Origin of the sequence: Microbacterium paraoxydans, assembly GCF_020524545.1 — a bacterium.
Taxonomy (GTDB): domain Bacteria; phylum Actinomycetota; class Actinomycetes; order Actinomycetales; family Microbacteriaceae; genus Microbacterium; species Microbacterium paraoxydans_C.
In genome coordinates this window covers 490,202-510,901 of record NZ_JAIVLG010000004.1, presented here as the reverse complement: position 1 = coordinate 510,901, position 20,700 = coordinate 490,202, and the positions used below count along the sequence as shown (strand labels likewise).

21 protein-coding genes and 1 tRNA gene are annotated in these 20,700 nt (G+C 67.7%); 16 read left to right on the top strand and 6 right to left on the bottom strand.

Features of this window, described 5'->3' with window-relative positions:
- Positions 1-15: 15 nt before the first annotated feature.
- A complete protein-coding gene (locus LC041_RS11600) occupies positions 16-657 on the top strand; it encodes an FMN-binding negative transcriptional regulator (RefSeq protein ID WP_226533232.1) in 642 nt (213 codons plus the stop codon).
- Positions 654-2,150: an amidohydrolase gene (locus LC041_RS11595; protein ID WP_226533231.1), complete on the top strand. Its 1,497-nt coding sequence runs from the start codon at positions 654-656 to the stop codon at positions 2,148-2,150. Before LC041_RS11600 ends, LC041_RS11595 begins: the two co-directional genes overlap by 4 nt.
- Before the next feature lie 66 nt (positions 2,151-2,216).
- On the opposite strand, the gene LC041_RS11590 is transcribed toward LC041_RS11595, so the two are convergent.
- Positions 2,217-2,702 (bottom strand): Dps family protein, encoded by a 486-nt coding sequence (locus tag LC041_RS11590; RefSeq protein ID WP_226533230.1) that lies wholly within the window; start codon positions 2,700-2,702, stop codon positions 2,217-2,219.
- Between the two features lie 130 nt (positions 2,703-2,832).
- Between LC041_RS11590 and LC041_RS11585 the strand changes: the two genes are divergently transcribed.
- From LC041_RS11585 to LC041_RS11570, 4 genes are all read left to right on the top strand, one after another.
- Complete coding sequence (locus LC041_RS11585; protein ID WP_226533229.1) at positions 2,833-3,384, top strand: gamma carbonic anhydrase family protein; 552 nt, start codon at positions 2,833-2,835, stop codon at positions 3,382-3,384.
- A gap of 14 nt (positions 3,385-3,398) precedes the next feature.
- Positions 3,399-3,472 (top strand) — tRNA-Ile (locus LC041_RS11580).
- A 145-nt stretch (positions 3,473-3,617) separates the two neighbouring features.
- Positions 3,618-3,878: a DUF6458 family protein gene (locus LC041_RS11575; protein ID WP_153244104.1), complete on the top strand. Its 261-nt coding sequence runs from the start codon at positions 3,618-3,620 to the stop codon at positions 3,876-3,878.
- 102 nt (positions 3,879-3,980) lie between these two features.
- The gene (locus tag LC041_RS11570) at positions 3,981-4,880 is read left to right on the top strand and encodes an alpha/beta fold hydrolase (protein ID WP_226533228.1); all 900 of its coding nucleotides are present in this window, start codon (positions 3,981-3,983) and stop codon (positions 4,878-4,880) included.
- Here LC041_RS11570 and LC041_RS11565 read toward each other — a convergent pair.
- A complete protein-coding gene (locus LC041_RS11565) occupies positions 4,852-5,325 on the bottom strand; it encodes an Lrp/AsnC family transcriptional regulator (RefSeq protein ID WP_226533227.1) in 474 nt (157 codons plus the stop codon). The two genes, LC041_RS11570 and LC041_RS11565, sit on opposite strands and share 29 nt — an antisense overlap.
- Positions 5,326-5,496: 171 nt before the next feature.
- Between LC041_RS11565 and pdhA the strand changes: the two genes are divergently transcribed.
- From pdhA to LC041_RS11550, 3 genes are read left to right on the top strand one after another with little or no spacing between them, the layout of a single operon-like run.
- A complete protein-coding gene (pdhA, locus tag LC041_RS11560) occupies positions 5,497-6,612 on the top strand; it encodes a pyruvate dehydrogenase (acetyl-transferring) E1 component subunit alpha (protein WP_226533315.1) in 1,116 nt (371 codons plus the stop codon).
- Between the two features lie 2 nt (positions 6,613-6,614).
- A complete protein-coding gene (locus LC041_RS11555; protein ID WP_226533226.1) occupies positions 6,615-7,625 on the top strand; it encodes an alpha-ketoacid dehydrogenase subunit beta in 1,011 nt (336 codons plus the stop codon).
- Positions 7,622-8,977: a dihydrolipoamide acetyltransferase family protein gene (locus LC041_RS11550; RefSeq protein ID WP_226533225.1), complete on the top strand. Its 1,356-nt coding sequence runs from the start codon at positions 7,622-7,624 to the stop codon at positions 8,975-8,977. The genes LC041_RS11555 and LC041_RS11550 overlap by 4 nt, the downstream gene beginning before the upstream one ends.
- Here LC041_RS11550 and LC041_RS11545 read toward each other — a convergent pair.
- Positions 8,970-9,578 (bottom strand): TetR/AcrR family transcriptional regulator, encoded by a 609-nt coding sequence (locus tag LC041_RS11545; protein WP_226533224.1) that lies wholly within the window; start codon positions 9,576-9,578, stop codon positions 8,970-8,972. The genes LC041_RS11550 and LC041_RS11545 overlap by 8 nt on opposite strands.
- A 110-nt stretch (positions 9,579-9,688) precedes the next feature.
- Between LC041_RS11545 and LC041_RS11540 the strand changes: the two genes are divergently transcribed.
- The 5 genes from LC041_RS11540 to LC041_RS11520 are packed head-to-tail and all read left to right on the top strand — an operon-like array spanning position 9,689 to position 15,623.
- Positions 9,689-11,242, top strand: coding sequence for a carboxyl transferase domain-containing protein (locus LC041_RS11540; protein ID WP_226533314.1), 1,554 nt, complete (start codon positions 9,689-9,691; stop codon positions 11,240-11,242).
- A 5-nt stretch (positions 11,243-11,247) separates the two neighbouring features.
- Positions 11,248-13,170: an acetyl/propionyl/methylcrotonyl-CoA carboxylase subunit alpha gene (locus tag LC041_RS11535; RefSeq protein ID WP_226533223.1), complete on the top strand. Its 1,923-nt coding sequence runs from the start codon at positions 11,248-11,250 to the stop codon at positions 13,168-13,170.
- A 2-nt stretch (positions 13,171-13,172) separates the two neighbouring features.
- Entirely contained in the window at positions 13,173-14,321 is a 1,149-nt protein-coding gene (locus LC041_RS11530) for an acyl-CoA dehydrogenase family protein (RefSeq protein WP_226533222.1), read from the top strand.
- Between the two features lie 10 nt (positions 14,322-14,331).
- Entirely contained in the window at positions 14,332-14,820 is a 489-nt protein-coding gene (locus LC041_RS11525) for a MaoC family dehydratase (RefSeq protein WP_226533221.1), read from the top strand.
- The gene (locus tag LC041_RS11520) at positions 14,817-15,623 is read left to right on the top strand and encodes an HpcH/HpaI aldolase/citrate lyase family protein (protein WP_226533220.1); all 807 of its coding nucleotides are present in this window, start codon (positions 14,817-14,819) and stop codon (positions 15,621-15,623) included. Before LC041_RS11525 ends, LC041_RS11520 begins: the two co-directional genes overlap by 4 nt.
- Positions 15,624-15,643: 20 nt before the next feature.
- On the opposite strand, the gene LC041_RS11515 is transcribed toward LC041_RS11520, so the two are convergent.
- Entirely contained in the window at positions 15,644-16,231 is a 588-nt protein-coding gene (locus LC041_RS11515) for a histidine phosphatase family protein (protein ID WP_226533219.1), read from the bottom strand.
- On the bottom strand, positions 16,228-17,067 hold the full coding sequence (locus LC041_RS11510; RefSeq protein ID WP_226533218.1) for a Sir2 family NAD-dependent protein deacetylase: 840 nt from the start codon (positions 17,065-17,067) through the stop codon (positions 16,228-16,230). The genes LC041_RS11515 and LC041_RS11510 overlap by 4 nt, the downstream gene beginning before the upstream one ends.
- Positions 17,068-17,156: 89 nt before the next feature.
- Here LC041_RS11510 and LC041_RS11505 point away from each other — a divergent pair, with 89 nt between their 5' ends.
- A complete protein-coding gene (locus LC041_RS11505) occupies positions 17,157-17,957 on the top strand; it encodes a TrmH family RNA methyltransferase (RefSeq protein WP_226533217.1) in 801 nt (266 codons plus the stop codon).
- A 3-nt stretch (positions 17,958-17,960) separates the two neighbouring features.
- Here LC041_RS11505 and LC041_RS11500 read toward each other — a convergent pair whose 3' ends face one another.
- Entirely contained in the window at positions 17,961-18,788 is an 828-nt protein-coding gene (locus LC041_RS11500) for an SGNH/GDSL hydrolase family protein (protein WP_226533216.1), read from the bottom strand.
- A 149-nt stretch (positions 18,789-18,937) separates the two neighbouring features.
- On the opposite strand from LC041_RS11500, the gene LC041_RS11495 reads away from it, so the two are divergent.
- Positions 18,938-20,680, top strand: a complete 1,743-nt coding sequence (locus tag LC041_RS11495) for a DEAD/DEAH box helicase (RefSeq protein ID WP_226533215.1) — start codon at positions 18,938-18,940, stop codon at positions 20,678-20,680.
- Positions 20,681-20,700 lie beyond the last annotated feature (20 nt).

The following is a 20,700-nucleotide window of genomic DNA, read 5'->3' as shown; positions in this document are numbered from 1 at the left end:
CTCTAGGCTATTGGCATGCGACAGAACCCCAGCTTCACCCTGGCGGATGTCGACGAGATCCGCCGTGTGATCGCCGCCCATCCGTGGGCCACGATCATGAGCGCGGGTGAGGGCGGACTCGTCGCTTCCCACTATGCGGTGCTTCTCGACGAGGAACGCGATGACTTGACGATCGTCGGGCATGTCGGGCGGCCGGATGATCTCATCCACGGCATGGGGGAGCATGAGCTGCTCGTCGTCTTCCAGGGGCCGCATGGCTACGTGTCTCCGGGGTGGTACGGGGATGTACCGGCGGTTCCCACGTGGAACTACACGGCCGTCCATCTCGCGGGCGTCCCCGAGATCCTCGACCCGGAGGAGAACCTCAGGGTTCTCGATCGCCTGGTCGCACGATTCGAGTCGCGCTTGCCGGACCCGAGGCTGATGTGGGAGCGGCCGAACGATCCCGCCTTCGTGGAACGTCTGGCCGCAGGAACGGTGGGCTTCCGACTCGAGCCGACACGCGTGGTCGCGAAGCGGAAGCTCAGCCAGAACAAGCCTCCGGAGACGATCGAGACGGTGATCGCCGCCCTCGACGCGGAGGGCCCCTATTCGAACCCGGCTCTGGCCGCGGAGATGCGGCGTGCACAGAACGCACGCAGCGGAGGAGAGCAGTGACGGAACGTGGAGCGGCGATCAGCACCGTTCGGGCCGCACGGATCGCGGGACCGGGGCGCGAGTTCCTGATCGATGACGAACCGGTCGACATCCACATCGCTGACGGACATATCGTCGACATCGCACCGACCGGCGCCTTGCGTTCCCGGGGCGCGGTCATCGATGCCGAAGGCGCGTGGGCGGTGCCCGGTCTCTGGGACAACCACGTCCACACCGTCCAGTGGGCGTTGGCGTCGGAGCGGGAACAGCTCGGGCACGCTCAGTCGGCTGCGGAGGCGGCGCGGACGATGAGCGGTGTCGAACCGCTGCCGGACGGCCGCCGTGTGGGCACCGGTTTCCGGGATGCCCTGTGGCCCGATCGACCGACGCAGGGAGTCCTGGATGCGGCGACCGGGGAGGTGCCGACGTATCTCATCAACGCCGATGTCCACAGCGTGTGGCTGAACAGCGCAGCCCTGGCTCGCGAGGGTTTCCGGAGCCCGGATGGGATGCTCCGGGAGACCGAGGCGTTCGAGATCTCCCGGCGCCTCAACGCGGTCGACGCCGAGCACGGCGATCGGGCGATGGAGCGTGCCGGACGGCAGGCGGCTGCTCGAGGCGTCACCGGACTCGTCGACTTCGACATGGCTTGGGGTGCGGAGGCGTGGCCACGACGAGTTCGGAACGGTTTCATGTCTCATCGAGTCGAGTTCGCCGTGTATCCCTTCGACCTCGACCGGGCGATCGCAGCCGGACTGCGTACCGGTGAGCTCCGGGAGGAGCCGGATGCCCCCGAAAGCGGGCAGGGGCTCGTGCATGTCGGATCGTTGAAGATGATCACCGACGGCTCGTTGGGAACGCGCACGGCCGCGTGCTCGCACCCGTATCCCGGTGATCCCCACAACTTCGGGATGTTGACCGTGCCCGCCGAGGAGCTGCTCGCTCTGTTGACGCGCGCGACGGGGGCAGGCTTGGCCGTCGCCGTGCACGCGATCGGGGATCGCGCCATCACGAACGCCCTGGATGCGTTCACGACGACCGGGGCTGTCGGTTCGATCGAGCACGTGCAGCTCGTGCGTCATACGGATCTGGCGCGTTTCGCGCGTCTCGGCGTGATCGCGAGCCTGCAGCCACAGCACGCCGTCGATGACCGCGACCTGGTCGAGAGACATTGGGCAGGACAGACGGCGATCGGATATCCTCTCGCCTCGCTGCACGCGGCCGGTGCAGAGCTGCGGTTCGGTTCGGACGCCCCGGTCGCGGCGCTCGACCCGTGGCACGCGATCTCAGCGGCCGTCTTTCGAACCGACGATGATCGGGAACCATGGCACCCCGAGGAACGACTCGGTATCGAGCAGGCGCTCCGGGCGAGTGTTCGCACTGCCCTGCGGCCGGGCGAACCCGCTGACATCGTCCTCTGCGGTGCGGATCCGCTCACCGCGAGTGGCGACCTGCTCCGGCGGATGCCGATCAGCGCGACGCTGCTGGCAGGAAACGTCACTCACTTCGGTTAGTCCGAACGAGGAATACCGAAGGGCCGGTCCGCCGACGTGCGGAGGACCGGCCCTTCGACGTGTTGGTCAGGCGGCGATGTGCGAGAGGAGGAACCAGCGGTCCTTCTCGAGGCCGCGCTGGATCTCGATCGCGACGTCCTGGCTGGTGAGGTCGACCTCGTCGAGGCCTTCGACTGCGGCCTTGACATCGACGAGGATCGCGTCGATGTCGGAGATGACGGCACGGATCAGCTCGTCGGACTGCGTGAAACCGGCCGGAACCGCAGTGGCCCCTGCCTTGTCGGCGACCGCGCTCACACGAGCGTCGATCGGAAGGCCCAGCGCAACGATTCGCTCGGCGGCGGTGTCTGCGAAGTCGCCGGCGTGGGCGACGATGGTGTCCAGCAGCTCGTGGACGCCGACGAAGTTCGCGCCTCGCACGTGCCAGTGCGCCTGCTTCCCGTTGACGGTCAGCGCCTGGAGGCCGAGGACGACGGGGGAGAGGAACTGGGCCGCCCCCGCAGCCACGGTCGGATCGATGGCGGTGGTGGAAACGGTCTGTGCCTTGCTCATCCTGTGCTCCTCTGGAACGGGTTCTGTTACCTGATGAAGACAACGCTACTCAGGCTCAGGCATTCCGCAAGCAAGCTGAGGCTCGGCTCACTTCCGCGTCATTCCGCGGGTTTGAGGCTAGTCTCGCCTTATGAGCATTGCGGCTGAAGCCTCCCTCATCGCCCTGCCGAACAGCAAACCGTCGATCGATCCCACGGCGTTCGTCGCAGCCGGAGCGCGCATCATCGGAGAGGTCTCCCTCGCCGCCGGGTCCAGCGTCTGGTACAACGCCGTGCTCCGCGGCGATTCGGCGGAGATCGTCATCGGCCCGGGGTCGAACGTGCAGGACAACGTCTCGGTCCATGTGGATCGAGGGCACCCGGTCCTCGTCGGTGCGAAAGTATCGATCGGGCACAACGCCGTGGTCCACGGCTGCACGATCGGAGATGGCTCGCTCGTCGGCATGGGCGCGATCATCCTCAGCGGGGTGGTCATCGGCGAGGGGTGTCTGATCGCCGGCGGTGCGGTCATCCTCGGAGGGATGGAAGTCCCCGCGGGCTCTCTCGTGGCCGGTGTGCCTGCGAAGGTCCGGCGCGCGCTCAGCGAGGAAGAGCGTGCGGGCCTGATCAGCAATGCCGACGTCTATCTGGGACACTCGCAGACGCACTCTGCGGCGACCTCGGTGTGCCCCGCCGAACGATAGGCTGAGCTGTGTACGGGGCGGTGGCCAAGCTGGTTAAGGCAGTGGGCTCATAACCCAACGATCGCGGGTTCAAGTCCCGCCCGCCCTACCCTTCTCCGCTGAGGTCCTCGCGCTCGCGGAGGCGACGAGTGCGCCATCCCAAGCCGATCCGCTGCTGTCAACCCCCTCCCGAAGGCATCTGAGCCACGCCATTCTTCGACCGAGCGGCATCGCGTCGCAGAACGGGAGAAACCATGAGCATCGGCAGCGGAATCGCGCTCTTCGTGATCGGAGCAATCCTCGTCTTCGCGGTGAACGTCGACATCCAGTGGGTCGACCTCGACATGGTCGGGTACATCCTCATGGGCGCGGGAGTCGTGATCTTCCTCATCGGGATCATCCTCCTCGCGCGGCGTCGTCGGACGGAGACGGTGTCACGGACATTCGTCGACCCCGCGACAGGGGAGCCGACGACTCGCCGCTCCGTCAGCTCGAGCGGCGACGAGGCGGTCTGAGGCGGAACCGAGGGGCCTCGGGCGGTCGCGCCACCGCAGGCCCCTCGGTCGCAGGGCGGCTCCGAGTCGGGAAGGCCCGTGGGCAACTCGTAGACTCGGATCATGACCGTGCCTTCCCCGTATGCGGACCGCTTGCGGCGCCTCCCCGTGCAGCGACTCGAGGTCGAGGTGCGTGGTGCGATCACCGCCTATTGGGTGTACGGGCCCGCGGACGCCGCGACCACCGTGATCGCCGTGCACGGCTTCCGCGGTGACCATCATGGCCTGGAGCCGGTGTTGGCCTATCTTCCGGAAGTGCGCGTGATCGCCCCTGATCTTCCCGGGTTCGGCGAGTCAGCGCCATTGCCTGGCCGGCGACACGACGTGGACGAGTATGCCGGCTGGCTCACGGACTTCGCAGCCGCGGTGGGGCCCGGCGCCGTGATCCTCGGGCACTCGTTCGGCTCGATCGTCACAGCCGCGGCTGTCGCGCGGGGCCTGGCGACCTCTCGGCTGATCTTGTTGAATCCCATCGGTGCTCCGGCGCTGGAGGGTCCGAAGGGCGTGATGACACGCCTTGCGGTGCTCTACTACGCGCTCGGCGCTCGTCTCCCGGAGAAGCTCGGAACCGCGCTGCTGCGCAACGGCCTCATCGTCCGCGTGATGAGCATCACGATGGCGAAGACGCGGGATCCTGCGCTGCGCCGGTTCATCCACGATCAGCACGACACGTACTTCTCCCGTTTCTCGGATCGCGACGTGCTGCGCGATGCGTTCGTCGCGAGTGTCTCGCACGATGTCCGGGAATTCGCGCCCGCGATCGATATCCCGACGCTGCTCGTGGCTGCGGAGCGCGACGACATCACCCCCATCGAGGCGGAGCGGAAGCTCGCGAAGATCTTCCCCGACGCCGAACTGGTCGAGATCGCTCATGTCGGGCATCTCATCCACTACGAGACGCCCGCAGAGGCGGCGGGTGCCGTTCGTCGCTTCCTCAGGATTCCCGTCGCGCGAGGCCGATGAGGCCCGCGACCCGGAAGGGGATGACCTCGCCCATCGCGAGGGAGGTCTCCGTGCGTTCCACTCCCTCGATCGACAGGATGCGGGCGTCCGTGTCGAAGAGATGGCGTGCGTCACGACATGCGACGCGCGCCAGCAGGTCGATCGATCCGCTGAGTCCGTGCGCCTGGAGGACCTCCGGGATCCGGGCCAGCTCATTGATGATGCGGGGAAGTTCGGTCTGTCGGACTCCGATGCTCACGAAGGCCTGTAGGGGGAAGCCCAAGACATCCGGGGAGAACGACCGCTCGTAGGAGAGGAAGATCCCGCTCTGCTCCAGGCGCGCCATCCGCGCTTGAATCGTGTTGCGCGAGAGCCCCAGATTCTCCGCCAGCGCCACGATCGTCGTCCTCGGATCGTCGGCGAGCGCAGCGAGAAGTTCGAGATCGATACGGTCCAGTCCGGGCATAGTGCCAAACCTTAGCAGCAGTGACCTGGCGCAAATTGAGCAACATGCTCAAGCCCGCTTCGAATGCTTGAGCGAGGTGTTGAGCGGACGTACTCTCGGACCATGCCGGTGATGACGCTGGCATCAATGCGCGGAGCCTCATGAGGGCCGCCGAGGACGAGGAGGACGATGATGTCACCGCAGATCACCCCCATCGCAGACACCGCCCAGGACTTGGAGCTCTCCGAGCGCATTCTGGGCCCGGATGGAAGCCGCGTCGCGAACCCTCGGTTGGACCCGTTCGTGTCAGATGTCGACGCGGAGCAGTTGCGCGCCTTGCTGCGCGACATGGTCATCCTCCGTCGGATCGACGCCGAAGGGGTGGCACTCCAGCGACAGGGGCAGCTCGGTCTCTGGGCGCCATGCCAAGGACAGGAGGCCACGCAGATCGGTACTGCCAGGGCGATCGCGAAGAACGACTTCGTGTTCCCCAGTTACCGTGAGACCGGCGTCATCTATGCGCGCGGCGCGCAGCCCGGAGACTACGTGCGCATGTGGCGTGGCGAAGAGGGAGCCGCCTATGACCCGGCCGCACTCGGCGTGGCGCCCCTGCAGATCATCATCGGCGCCCAGACGCTTCACGCGGTCGGCTACGCCCTGGGCATCCAGCATGACGGCGCCGAAGAGGTCGCGGTGACCTACTTCGGAGACGGAGCGACGAGCCAGGGCGACGTGAACGAGGCGATGATCTTCGCCGCGTCCTATCAGGCCCCCGTCGTCTTCGTCTGCCAGAACAACCACTGGGCGATCTCGGAGCCGGTCGCCGTGCAGTCGCAATATCCGATCGCCGGGCGGGCGCCCGGATTCGGCATCCCCAGCGTTCGCGTCGACGGCAACGACGTTCTCGCCTGCATGGCCGCGATGCGGTGGGCACTCGATCATGCCCGCTCCGGAAAGGGGCCCGCATACATCGAGGCGGTCACCTACCGCATGGGTCCGCATACGACCGCCGACGATCCGACGCGCTACCGCGACCAGGACGAACTCGAGTCCTGGCGCCGCCGCGATCCGATCGCGCGGCTGGAGGCGCACCTGCGCGCCACCGGAGACCTGTCGGAAGAGCATCTCGCGGAGACTCAGGCGGCCGCCGACGCCATCGCCGCGGAGATGCGGGCCGCGTGCCTGAACATGGTCACGCGCCCACCGTTGGCCGTCTTCGACGGGGTCTACGCCGATCCGCACACCGGGCTCGAGCGCCAGCGCGACGAGTACGCGGCGTACCTCGCCTCGTTCGAAGGCGAGGTCTGAGCATGACTGAACTCACGCTCGGAAAGGCCCTCGGGGCGGGGCTGCGCCAGGCGATGCGCGACGACGACAAGGTCGTTCTCCTCGGTGAGGACATCGGCAAGCTCGGTGGGGTGTTCCGCATCACCGACGGGCTCCTGGACGAGTTCGGCGCTGCGCGCGTGATCGACACCCCGCTGGCGGAGTCCGGCATCGTGGGAACGGCGGTGGGGCTGGCGTTCCGTGGCTACCGACCGGTGGTCGAGATCCAGTTCGACGGCTTCGTCTACCCGGCTTTCGATCAGATCGTGGCGCAGGTCGCGAAGCTGCACTACCGCACGCAAGGGCGCGTCAAGATGCCCATCACCATCCGGATCCCGTGGGCCGGAGGCATAGGCGCAGCGGAGCATCACTCGGAGTCCCCGGAGGCATACTTCGTGCACACGGCCGGATTGCGCGTGATCGCTGTCTCGAACCCGGAGGACGCGTACCGAAGCCTGCGGCAGGCGATCGCCTCCGATGATCCCGTGATCTTCTTCGAGCCGAAGCGGCTCTACCACCACAAGGGGGAAGTCGACCTGGACGCACCGCTCGCCGACGCACCCCCGATGGGACTTGCACGTGTCGTGCGGGCCGGCACGGATGCGACGTTGATCACCTACGGCGCGATGGTGTCCACCGCGCTCCAAGCCGCCGAAGCCGCCGAAGACGAGGGCGTCTCCCTGGAGGTCATCGACCTCCGCTCCCTCTCACCGGTGGACTACGACTCGGTCGCCGCCTCTGTGCGCAAGACCGGACGTGTCGTCGTCGCACACGAAGCTTCTCGCGAGGCCGGTGTCGCAGCCGAGGTGATCGCGAGCATCACGGAGCGCTGTTTCGAGTACCTCGAGTCCGCACCGTTGCGCGTCACCGGTCACGACGTGCCGTATCCGCCGGCGAAGCTCGAGAAGTACCACCTGCCGGACCTCGATCGGCTGCTCGACGCCGTCGATCGGGTGCTCGACCGGCCGAACAGTCTGACGGGAGCAGACGCATGAACGCCGAGTTCCGCCTTCCCGATCTCGGCGAAGGACTCACCGAGGCCGAGGTGGTGACCTGGCTGGTCTCGCCGGGGGACACGGTCACGCTCAACCAGACGCTCGCCGAGGTGGAGACGGCGAAAGCGATCGTGGAACTTCCCTCTCCCTATGCGGGGACGGTGTCGACGCTGCACGCCGAGGCCGGCGAGACCGTCGCCGTAGGAGCAGCTCTCATCGACTTCGAGATCGGCGGCGACGAGGCCGAGTCGGCTCCGGCCGCGTCGGCGGAGAAGGCCCAGCCCAACCTCGTCGGCTACGGGGCGGCGCCAACGGCCACAGGACGCCCGGCTCGACGTGCTCGACGCGTCGGTGTGACGGCGGCGGCGGTCGACACGGCCGTCTTGGAGGCCGCGCCGCATGATGCGACCTCGTCCGCCGCCGTCGATGCGCCGATCGAGCGACCACGGTCCACACCGCCGGTCCGCGCCCACGCCAAACGCCTCGGGATCGATCTGGTGCTCGTCGCCGCGGAGGTAGGGGACCGGGTCGTCACCCGCGCCGACGTCGACGCATATGCGGAGCGGATCGAGACGGCGGGAGCAGGGACCGAGCGATCCAGCAACAGCGGATCGTCTGCGCCGTCCAGTGCCGCAGCTGTCGGGGATGAGCAGCGCGAGACGCGCTTCCCGATCCGCGGTGTGCGCAGACACACGGCTGCGGCGATGGTGCAGAGCGCGTTCACGGCACCGCACGTCACCGTCTTCCACACAGTCGATGTGACCGCAACGATGGAACTCCTCGCCCGCCTCCGCGAGGACCGTTCGCTCGCGGAGCACCGCATCGGTCCACTCGCCGTCGTGGCGAAGGCCGTCTGTCTCGCCCTCAGCCGCACGCCGGGCCTGAACTCCCGGTGGGACGATGCCGCAGGTGAGATCGTTCAACACAACTACGTCGACCTCGGGATCGCCGCCGCGACGGATCGAGGTCTCATCGTTCCGATGATCAGGGATGCGGAGCAGCTCACCTTGATCGGCCTGGCGGATGCGGTGAGGTCGCTGGCCGAGGTCGCGCGTGCCGGCAAGACCTCGCCCGCCGAACTCGCCGGTGGCACGTTCTCGATCTCGAACATCGGTGTCTTCGGGGTCGATGCGGGTACACCCATCCTCCCGCCCGGACAGTCCGGGATTCTTGCAATCGGTGCTGTTCGGCGCCAGCCGTGGGAGTATCGCGGCGAGATCGCGCTTCGGGACCTCATGACGCTCAGCCTCTCCTTCGACCACCGGTTGGTGGACGGTGCGGAAGGTGCGCGGTTCCTCAAGGACGTCGCCGATCTCCTCGAGGAACCGGGACGGGCGATGCTCCTCAGGTAGTCGCGCGCAGAGCGGCCTCCGCCATCGCGATCAGCACGGTCGCGGTGGCGGAGCGCTGCCGGGTGGCGGCGCGTGTGCTGTGAGGGGTGGAGTTGATGAGTCCGAAGCACGCCTGGACGCGCAGCCGCAGTTCGTCCTGCTCGGCGGCGCCCGCGGGCGTCGTGTGCAACGGCGACAGCGCCGACATCCAGAGTTCGATGTACGAACGCTGCAATCGGCGGACGTCGGCGCGGTCCGCGTCGCTCAGGTATGCCAGATCGCGGTCCTGCACCTGAATGACCTCGGCGTTCCCGAGCGCGAAGTCGACGTGGAATCGGATCAGCGCGCGCATCCGCTCAGCGGGGATCGATGCCTCTTCGGCGACACGCCGCCCCCCTTGGATCAGGTCCTCGCTGACCTTGACGAGAACCGCGCCCAGCAATGCCTGCTTGCCGGCGAAGTGGCGGTATACGGCGGGACCGGAGACGCCGACGGCCGCGCCGATGTCTTCCAGGCTCACGCCGCTGTATCCCCGTGCGGCGAAGAGCCGTGCGGCGGCATGCAGGATCGCATCGGACCGTTCGGCCTTGGCACGGTCTCGGGCGGTGACCGGGCTTGTCATCTCAGTTAATCCTCGCTAACCTGAAGCAACGGGTTAGTGAACACTAACCGAAAATGCATGCACCGCGCCAGGGCTCGCCCGCGCGGACGTGGGTCGAGGAGGACATCACGATGCCCGCAACTCAGGAGTCCCTCGCACGGGAGCTGAGAGATCGCCTCGCGACGGCCGCCCTCGGCGGGCCCGAACTCTCCCGAGAACGTCATGTCTCGCGCGGGAAGCTCCTTCCTCGTGACCGTGTCGCACGCCTCCTCGACGAGGGCAGCCCGTTCGTGGAGGTGGCCCCGCTCGCCGCCGACGGCCTGTATGGAGGAGAAGCACCGGGAGCGGGCGTCATCGCCGGGATCGGGCTTGTGCACGGGCGCCACGTCATGGTGGTCTGCAACGACGCGACGGTGAAGGGAGGGACTTACTTCCCGCTCACGGTCAAGAAGCACCTACGCGCCCAGGAGATCGCACTCGAGAACCGCCTGCCATGTCTGTACCTGGTCGACTCGGGAGGGGCGTTCCTGCCGAAGCAGGACGAGGTGTTCCCGGATCGTGAGCACTTCGGCCGGATCTTCTTCAATCAGGCGCGGATGTCCGCAGAGGGCATCCCTCAGCTCGCCGCCGTGCTCGGGTCCTGCACCGCGGGTGGCGCGTACGTGCCGGCGATGAGTGACGAGACCGTGATCGTGAGAGGGCAGGGCACCATCTTCCTCGGCGGGCCACCGCTCGTGAAAGCGGCGATCGGTGAGGTCGTGACCGCGGAGGAGCTCGGCGGCGGCGAGATGCACGCGCGGCGCAGCGGTGTGGTCGACCATCTCGCCGAAGACGACGAGCACGCGCTCGAGATCCTGCGCGACATCGTCGCCACCCTCCCACCACCCGCCGCGCCGGCGTGGGACGTGGTCAGCAGCCGGCCGCCGTCGGAGTCGTCCAGTCTGTACGAGGCCGTTCCCGTCGACGTGAACGCGGCCTACGACGTGCACGAGGTCATCGTGCGACTGGTCGACGGCGGCACCTTCCTCGAGTTCAAGCCCGAGTACGGCACGACTCTGGTCACCGGCTTCGCCCGGCTCCACGGGCATCCCGTCGGTGTCGTCGCGAACAACGGGGTGCTGTTCGGCGAATCCGCCCTCAAGGGAGCCCACTTCATCGAACTGTGCGACCAGCGCGGCATCCCGTTGCTCTTCCTTCAGAACATCACGGGATTCATGGTCGGATCCGATGCAGAGGCCGGGGGGATCGCCAAGGACGGCGCGAAGATGGTGACAGCCGTCGCAAGCACAAGGGTGCCGAAGCTCACGGTCATCATCGGGGGATCCTTCGGTGCCGGCAACTACTCGATGTGTGGACGCGCCTACTCACCCCGCTTCCTCTGGACCTGGCCGGCCAGCCGCATCTCCGTGATGGGCGGGGCGCAAGCGGCCTCGGTCCTCGCGACCGTCAAGGAGGACCAGCTCTCCGCGCGCGGCCAGGACTGGAGCGACACCGAGCGCGCCGCCTTCGAGGCGCCGATCCGCGAGCAGTACGAACACCAGGGAGAGCCCTACTACGCGACTGCTCGACTCTGGGACGACGGCATCGTCGATCCTGCTCAGACCCGCGACCTCTTGGGGCTCGCCCTCGATGTCGTCGCCCGTAGTCCGCTGCCCGAACCGCGCTTCGGCGTCTTCCGGATGTGAGTGCCATGTCATCGTCACCCGAGATCTCCTTCCATACCGTCCTCGTCGCCAACCGCGGCGAGATCGCCAGGCGCGTGATCCGCACTCTTCGCGCCCTCGATATCCGCAGCGTCGCGGTGTACAGCGACGCCGATGCCTCGGCACCCCACGTGCGAGAAGCGGACATCGCCGTGAGGATCGGTCCGGCACCGGCCGCGGAGTCGTATCTCGATATCGATGCCGTGATCGCGGCCGCTCGCAGCACCGGCGCCCAGGCCGTCCATCCCGGCTACGGCTTCCTCTCCGAGAGCGTCGGACTCGCTGAGGCCTGCGCCGAGAGCGACATCGTCTTCATCGGCCCCTCGGTGAAGGCTCTGCAGATCATGGGGGACAAGGCTCGTGCTCGTGATCATGTGCTGCGCTACGGCGTCCCCGTGGTCCCCGGTTTCGATGCCAAAGGGCTGTCCGACCTCGAGATCGCCGAGGAGGCGGAGCGCGTCGGCTACCCGTTGCTGGTCAAGCCCAGCGCCGGCGGGGGCGGCAAGGGTATGGAGGTCGTCGCCGACGCGAAGGGGCTTCCAGGTGCTCTCGCCTCTGCACGACGCGTGGCCGCCGCGGCGTTCGGGGACGATGCTCTGATCCTCGAACGCCTGATCAGGCGCCCCCGGCACATCGAGGTGCAGGTCTTCGGAGATGCGCACGGTACGGTCGTCGCGCTCGGCGAACGGGAGTGCACGCTGCAGCGAAGGCACCAGAAGGTCATCGAGGAAGCGCCGTCGGCCGGCATCCCGGCAGATACCAGGGAGCAGCTGCTCACGGCGGCCGTGCTCGCGGCCGAGAGCGTCGATTACGTCGGTGCGGGCACCGTCGAGTTCCTCATCGACGCCGATGCTCCCGGCGAGGTGTTCTTCATCGAGATGAACACTCGTCTCCAGGTCGAGCATCCGGTCACAGAGGAGGTCACCGGGCTCGATCTCGTCGCGCTTCAACTTCGCACGGCCGATGGGCTCGCGCTGGAGGTCGCTCCACGTGTACGCGGGCATGCCGTCGAGGCGCGCGTCTATGCGGAGTCCCCGGAACGCGGGTTCCTGCCCTCCACCGGGACGGTGTTGCTGTTCGAGCCCCCGGCCGGTGTCCGCGTCGACGCGGCGATCGAGACAGGGAGCGCGGTGACCGGCTTCTACGACCCGATGATCGCGAAGGTGATCGCGGTCGCCGACGACCGAGCGACTGCGCTCGCCCGGCTCGATGAGGCGCTCGCGCACACGGTCGTGCTGGGCGTCGAGACGAACATCGCGTTTCTGCGTACGCTCTGTCAGGACGAGCGTGTGATCGCAGGCGACCTCGACACCGGCCTGATCGACACCTTGCTTCCCCTCAACGGAGTAGCGCCTTCACCCGCGCAGCTCGTCGCCGCGAAGGCGGCGGTCTCCGGGCCTTCCGAGCCGACGCGGACAAGCACCTTATGGCGTGAGCTACCGGGATGGCGCTCGGGCGCCCCGGCCGCGGGCGAGGCACCGTTCGTTGCGCTCACAGACGGCGACGAAGAGTTCACGCTCGACGCGACCTCGACCACGGGGTCGCGCGGCGCCGTCCGTTCCGCCGTCGATGGCGACGGAGCGGTGTGGGTCGCGGAAGGCGGTCGCACGCTGCGCCTCCGCCCCCTCGACAGGAAACAGCGGATGCACCGACGACTGTCGGCGCGCGAGGCGGGGGCTACGGCGACGGAACCGGAAGGACGTGCCCCGATGCCGGGCAGCGTCGTGGCGGTGCACGTCGTGGACGGCGATCCCGTGTCCGCCGGCGACGCGCTCGTCTCGATCGAGGCGATGAAGATGGAGCACCCCGTGCTCGCACCCCACGACGGGGTGGTGCATCTGCTGGTCGCGGTCGGCGATCAGGTACGGCGCGACCAGCCGGTCGCCCGTGTGACGACGGAGGAGAGCTGAACATGGAAGATCTGTCCGAAGAGGAGCGCGAGCTGGCCGCCATGGTGCGCGAGTTCGCCGACACCGTCGTCGCGCCGCAGGCCTACGAGGCCGATCGCACGCACACACTGTCGATGGATGTCGTGGCGCAGATGGGTGATCTCGGATTGTTCGGGCTGCCGTTCCCAGAGGAGTACGGCGGACAGGGCGGCGACTACATGGCGCTCGGTATCGCCATCGAGGCGCTCGGTCGCGTGGATCAGTCGATCGCGATCACGCTGGAGGCAGGCGTAAGCCTGGGCGCGATGCCGATCTTCCGCTTCGGAACCGAGCAGCAACGTCGCGAGCTGCTGCCGGATCTTCTCGCAGGACGAGCCTTGGCTGGTTTCGGTCTCACCGAGCCGGAAGCGGGAAGCGATGCCGGTGCGACCAGGACCACGGCTCGACTCGACGGTGACGAATGGGTCATCGACGGCTCCAAGCAGTTCATCACGAACTCGGGCACATCCATCACACGCTTCGTCACAGTCACCGCTGTCACGGGGAACGAGAACGGTCGCAAGGAGATCTCGACCATCATCGTCCCCAACGGCACGCCGGGGTTCACGGTCGAGGCACCATACGACAAGGTGGGCTGGAACGCATCCGACACGCATCCGCTGACCTTGGACGGGGTACGGGTGCCCGCATCGAACCTGCTGGGTGCGCGCGGAACCGGTTTCCGCAGCTTTCTGAGCATCCTCGACGAAGGGCGCATCGCGATCGCGGCGCTGTCGACCGGCGCGGCCGAGGGGTGCTTGGAGGCGGCCGTCGACTACGCGAAGAGCCGCACGATCTTCGGTGCCGCGCTGAGCACTCGACAGAACGCGCAGTTCACCCTGGCGCGGATGCGCGCTCGGGTGCACACGGCCCGACTCGCCTGGCATCACGCGGCGAGGCTGCGGGACACCGGGAAGCCGTTCGCCGAGGCGGCGGCCATCGCCAAGCTCGTCGGCGGCGAAGCCGCGATGGACAATGCCAGGGATGCGACCCAGATATTCGGAGGTAACGGGTTCATGAACGAGTTCCCGGTGGCGCGACACTACCGTGACTCGAAGATCCTCGAGATCGGCGAGGGCACGACCGAAGTGCAGCTCCTCGTGATCGCTCGGGGACTCGGGCTCGCCGGGTAGCGTGGCCGGTATGACCACGCACGACATCCTCCAGCGGGGCCTCTACTACGAGGAGTTCGAAGCCGAAGCCCGTTACCTGCATCGCCCGGGTCGTACGGCGACCGAGGCCGACAACGTGCTCTTCACGACGCTCACCATGAACACGCAGGCGCTGCATCTCGACGCGGCGTTCGCCGATGCCCAGGCACCGTTCCACGCGCGGTTGATGAACTCGATGTGGACGCTGTCGACGATGGTGGGCAGCTCGGTCGCCCAGCTCACGCAGGGGACGCTCGTGGCGCAGCTCGGCTTCGGTGACGTGGCGTTCCCGCATCCGCTGTTCGCCGGCGACACGTTGTACACCGAGAGTGTCATCGTGGAGAAGCGGCTGTCCTCATCCAGACCGGGACAGGGAATCGTGAAGGTCGCGCACACCGGACGCAATCAGGACGGGACGATCGTCGCCACCGCCGTGCGATCCGTGCTCGTGCACTGCCGTCCGGAAGGAGCCACCGAATGAGTTTCGACCTCGGGCCCGCTTTGCTGTTCTGTCCTGCTGATCGCCCTGAGCGCTTCCAGAAGGCCGCCGAGCGAGCCGATGCCGTCATCCTCGACCTCGAGGATGCCGTGCTCCCGGATGCGAAGGAGGCCGCGCGCAGGAACGTGATGGCTGCGGATGTCGACCCCGATCGAGTGATCGTCCGGGTGAACGCCCCCGACACCGACGCCTTCGCGTCCGACCTTTCGGCGCTCGCGAAGACAGATTTCCGCACGGTGATGGTGGCGAAGACGGAGAGTGCGGAGAGCCTTGCGGCTTTCGATGAGAGCTACTCTCTGATCGCCCTCTGTGAAACCGCCCGTGGCATCCACGCAGCGGACCGCATCGCCGCCCACCCACGGGTCTCCGCGATGATGTGGGGGGCTGAGGACCTCGTCGCCTCTCTCAGCGGAACTTCGTCACGGAAAGCCGATGGAACCTATCGCGACATCGCCCGCTACGCCCGCTCGCGCGTGCTCCTCGAGGCGGGAGCGCACGGCAAGGCCGCCATCGACGCCGTGCACATCGCGCTCGACGATGCCGAGGGACTCGATCGAGAGGCGAGGGATGCTGCGGCCTCCGGGTTCCGTGCGACCGCATGTATCCACCCGAGTCAGGTCGAGCCCATCCGCGTCGCCTACCGGCCCGACGACGCGACGATCGACTGGGCGCGCGCGGTGCTCGTGGCCGCCGAGAGCGAACGCGGTGTGTTCCGATTCGAGGGACGCATGATCGACGAACCCGTGCTTCGCCACGCGCGCTCGGTCGTCTCCCGCGCTCGCTGACGCCGCGGGCGGCGGTCCGATCAGAGGACCGGCGATTCCTCCAGGAGTCGCAGGTACCCGGGGGCGGCGACGAAGCGGTGCACGGAACCGTTTCGCAGGACGTCGCCCTCGCGGGGGAGCGTGCCACCGGAGACGTGGTCGATCACCGCGCGGATCACGCCACCGTGTGCGACGACCAGAACGGACTCCGCCTGCGGTGCCGATCGACGCCGTGCTTCGCGGGCGATCGCATGGAGCGCGGCGATGGCGCGCACACCGACCTCGTGCAGCGTCTCGGCCCCGGGCACCTCGGCGTGCCAGTCCCCATAGGTCCGGATGTAGTCCTCCACGAGCATGCCTTCGCCATCGCCGAACTCGCGCTCGCGGATGTCCGGGACGACGGCCGCGAGTTCCAGTCCGAGCCTGTCGGCGATGATCTCCGCCGTCTCCCTCGCCCGAAGCAGTGGGCTGGAGTACACGGCGTGATGGGTCGTCCCCGCGAGCGTCTCCGCGGCCCAACGCGCGTCTTCTCGACCGGTCTCGTTCAGCGGGATGTCCGTCGATCCCTGGATGCGCCGCGCGAGGTTCCAGTCGGTCTGGCCATGGCGGACGAGCGTGAGATAGGTCACGTGAGGAGCTCCTGGAGTGCGGGGAGCACGTCGCTGGTACCTGCGGCGATGGTGAGATCGGCCCAGGTGTCCGCACGTGTCGGCTCCCGGTTGACGATGATCAGGGGAATGCTGCGGCGGCGGGCACGCTCGACGAGGCGCACCCCGGAGTTGACCACCAGCGAGGAGCCGGCGACGATCAGAGCGGAGCTGGAGCGGAGCAGGGACTCGGCCGCACGGAAGCGGTCCTGCGGCACGTATTCGCCGAAGAAGACCACATCCGGCTTCAGCATGCCGTGGCATACCGTGCACACCGGGACGATGAACCCCTCCGTGCTCTCGGGCAGGACGTCGCCGTCAGGCGCGAGGGCGATGTTCTCGGGGACCGTGATCCAGGGGTTGAGCTCCTCGATCTGCACGGCGATGTCGCGGCGATCGAAGACCTGGCCGCAGCGCAGGCAATGCACCCGGCGCATGGTGCCGTGCACCTCGATCACGTGCGAGCTTCCGGCACGCAGATGCAGTCCGTCGACGTTCTGGGTGATGATCCCGGACACCTTCCCGGCCGCTTCGAGCCGGGCGAGAGCGATGTGCCCGGGGTTGGGGGCGGCGCTGGCGAATGCTCGCCAGCCCAGGTGCCCGCCGACCCAGTATCGTCGTCGCGCTGCTTCGTCGCCGAGATAGGTCTGGATCGTCATCGGATCGCTGCGCGTTCGTGCGCCCTCGCCCCGATAGGCGGGGATACCCGAGTCGGTGGAGATGCCGGCTCCGGTCAAGAGGGCTACGCGCTTGCCCTGCAACAGCTCAGCGGCGTAGGCGACCGAGGCCGACAGCTCGGCGGTGTTCGACACGCTCACGGGGACCTCCTCGAGCGAGTCTACGGTGTGCCGCGCACCCGGGCGCTCCGCGTCCACGGGAGGAGCGTGGCGATGGCAGAGTGGGAGTCGTGCAACTGTTCCCGGTGACCGACGTCCACGATCCGCGCCTCGACGACTACCGCGGGCTCACGGACACGGCGCTCAGAGCTCTGAGCGAGCCTTCGGGTGGCCTGTACATCGCGGAATCCACGAAGGTCATCGCCCGCGCGATCGCCGCCGGACACCGCCCACGCTCCGTCCTGGTGCAGGAGCGTCGTGTGGAGGACATCCGTGCGATCGTCGGCGGCTTCGACGTGCCGGTGTATGTCGTCCCGGACGAGGTCGCAGAGGCCGTCACCGGGTTCGCCGTGCACCGCGGGACGATCGCGTCGATGCACCGCCCGGAGCTCCCGTCCGTTCGTGATGTGCTGGAGGGCGCCACGCTCGTCCTCGTCCTGGAGAACATCGGCGACCACACGAATGTCGGGGCCGCGTTCCGCGCGGCGGCGGGACTCGGCGCCGATGCCGTGCTGGTGTCGCCGGGTGGTGCGGATCCGCTGTACCGGCGCAGCGTGCGCGTCAGCATGGGTACGGTGTTTCAGGTCCCGTGGACGCGTATCGTCGACTGGGGCTCCGCGGTCGAAGACCTCCACCTCGCGGGCTTCGACATCGCCGCGCTTGCTTTGCGTGAAGATGCGGTGACGCTCGATGCGTACGCAGGCATCCGGCCCGAGCGTGTCGCGCTCGTCATGGGATCTGAGGGAGACGGTCTGTCCCGCACGGCGATCGATGCGGCGGATCACATCGTCACCATCCCCATGAGCGGGGGAGTGGACTCGCTGAACGTGGCGTCGGCGGCCGCGGTCGCGCTCTGGGCGATGCAGCGCTGAGGCTCAGTCCTTGTCGGGGAGCTCGACCGGTGCGGGCTCCGGCCGCTTGGCGGCGACGTTGTCACCGGAAGACTGATGCCGCAGCCGACGCAGCACCCACGGAACGAGGTGCTCTCGTGCCCAGCCGAGGTCCTCCGATCGCGCTTCGCGCCAAGTCCGCAGTGGGAACGGCTCGGGCTGCATGGACTCGAGATCGTTCGGGACGTTGAGGGCGCGCAGCACCATCCGGGCGACTTCGTGGTGGCCGAGTGCGTTGTAGTGGAGGCGGTCATCGTCGAAGAAGCGCATGTCCTGCACGACCTTGAGCGCCCATTGGTCGGCGACGATGCAATCGTGGCGCTCGGCGATCGCTCGGACGTTCTCGTTGTAGATCGCGACCTTTCCACGGAAGGCGCGGAAGACCGGAGTGAAGCCGGTGTCGATACCGGTGAAGAGAAGCACGGCCGCTCCCGTCGACGCCAGGCGGGCGACGGCATCGTCGAGCTGGCTGGCGATCGCATCGGGGTCGGTCCCGGGGCGGATGACGTCGTTGCCGCCAGCGCAGAGGGAAACGAGGTCCGGTCGCAGCGCCACGGCCGGCTCGACCTGGTCGGCGACGATCTGCGCGATCAGCTTGCCGCGCACCGCGAGGTTCGCATAGGCGAAGTCGTCCACCTGCGCGGCGAGTACTTCGGCGACGCGGTCTGCCCAGCCGCGGTGGCTTCCCGGATGCGCCGGATCGGGGTCGCCGATCCCCTCGGTGAACGAGTCGCCGAGCGCGACGAATCGACGCCACGGATGCGCCGTCTCATTGGGTACGTAAGGAGTCCGAGTCGAATCCTGGTCGGTCATCCAGCTCTCCTTCGCGAACGTTCTGCGCAGCGATGATGGCCGCAGCGCAGTGACAGATCCTACCCCGAGCGACCGACCATCGGGCGGGGCGCGCGCGGGGGAGGGCGGCGGGTGATGCAGTGTCGTCGGCAACGATTATCGTGGAGTCGATGCTCTCTCCGTCCTTTCCTCAGCGTGCCCCATGGGGAACCGCGAGCAAGCTGCGTGCCTGGCAGCAGGAAGCTCTGGAGCAGTACTTCCGTGACGACCAAAGAGACTTCCTCGTCGCCGCCACTCCCGGTGCAGGCAAGACGACTTTCGCCTTGACGCTCGCGGTCGAGCTGATGCGCATGGGCGAGGTCAATCGCATCATCGTCGTGGCGCCGACCGAACACCTCAAGACACAGTGGGCGGACGCCGCCTCTCGAGTGCATATCCGTCTCGACCCCCGGTTCCGCAACAGCGATTGGGCACCGGCGCGGCACTATCACGGTGCTGTCGTGACGTACGCACAGGTCGCGGCGAAGTCGTCCGTGCACCGGCATCTGACCGAGGACGCGAAGACCCTCGTGATCCTCGACGAGGTGCATCACGGAGGGGATGCGTTGAGCTGGGGCGATGCCATCCGTGATGCATACGGCCCGGCGAAACGGCGCCTGCTGCTGTCGGGAACACCGTTCCGCAGCGATACGGCTCCGATCCCGTTCGTCGAGTACCACCCCGACGAGTCCGGTGCGCGCATCTCGCGGACCGACTACAACTACGGCTACGGGCGCGCCCTGGTGGACGGCGTCGTGCGGCCGGTGCTGTTCCACATGTACGCCGGAAAGATGCGCTGGCGCACGACCACGGGCGACGAGCTCGAGACGCATCTCGGTCAAGACAACACGAAAGACGTGACGTCACAGGCCTGGCGCACGGCACTCGATCCTGAAGGCGACTGGATGCCGGCGGTGCTGTCTGCGGCCGATCGACGTCTCACCGAGATTCGTCACCACGTTCCCGATGCCGGCGGACTCGTCCTGGCCACAGATCAGACGGTCGCTCGCGCCTACGCCAAGATCCTTCACAGCATCACGCGCCAGCAGCCGACGATCGTGCTCTCCGACGATGCCACGGCCTCCGAGCGCATCGAGAAGTTCAGCGCGAGCACAGACCGGTGGATGGTCGCGGTGCGCATGGTCTCCGAAGGCGTCGATGTTCCGCGGCTCGCCGTCGGCGTGTACGCCACGTCGTCCTCGACGCCCCTGTTCTTCGCGCAGGCGATCGGTCGGTTCGTGCGAGCGCGTCGTCGCGGCGAGGCCGCCAGCGTCTTCCTTCCGCAGGTGCCCGTGCTCATGGGCCTCGCGAACGAGATGGACAAGCAGCGCGACCACGCGCTCGACCGGCAGTCGAAGGAAGACGACGGCCTGGACGATTCGCTCCTGGAGAGCGCGAACCGCGAAGAGGAGACCTCCGACGCGCTGACACAGGAATTCAGCTATCAGGCGCTGTCGTCGGTGGCCCACTTCGATCGGGTCGTGTTCGAGGGCAAGGAGTTCGGGCAGCTGGCTGAGCCCGGAACGCCGGAGGAGGAGGAGTTCATCGGATTCCCCGGGCTCCTCGAACCCGAGCACGTGCACGAGCTCCTCATGCAGCGACAATCTCGCCAGTCCCGACTGCGCGAGGCTCGCGAGGCCGCTGCGGGGCCTGCCGAGACGACGACGCTGCCTGCGCCACTCCACCGCACGCTGAAGGAGCAGCGCCAGCTGTTGAACAGCCTCGTCGGCCTGTACGCCCGGCAGAAGGGCGAGCCGCACGGTGCGGTGCATGCAGAGCTTCGACGCATCTGCGGCGGTCCGGCAGTGGCACAGGCGACGGTCACTCAACTGCAGTCGCGCATCGATGTCCTGCGCAAGCGCGTGCGCTCCTGAACACGCGCTGCGCGTTGCTT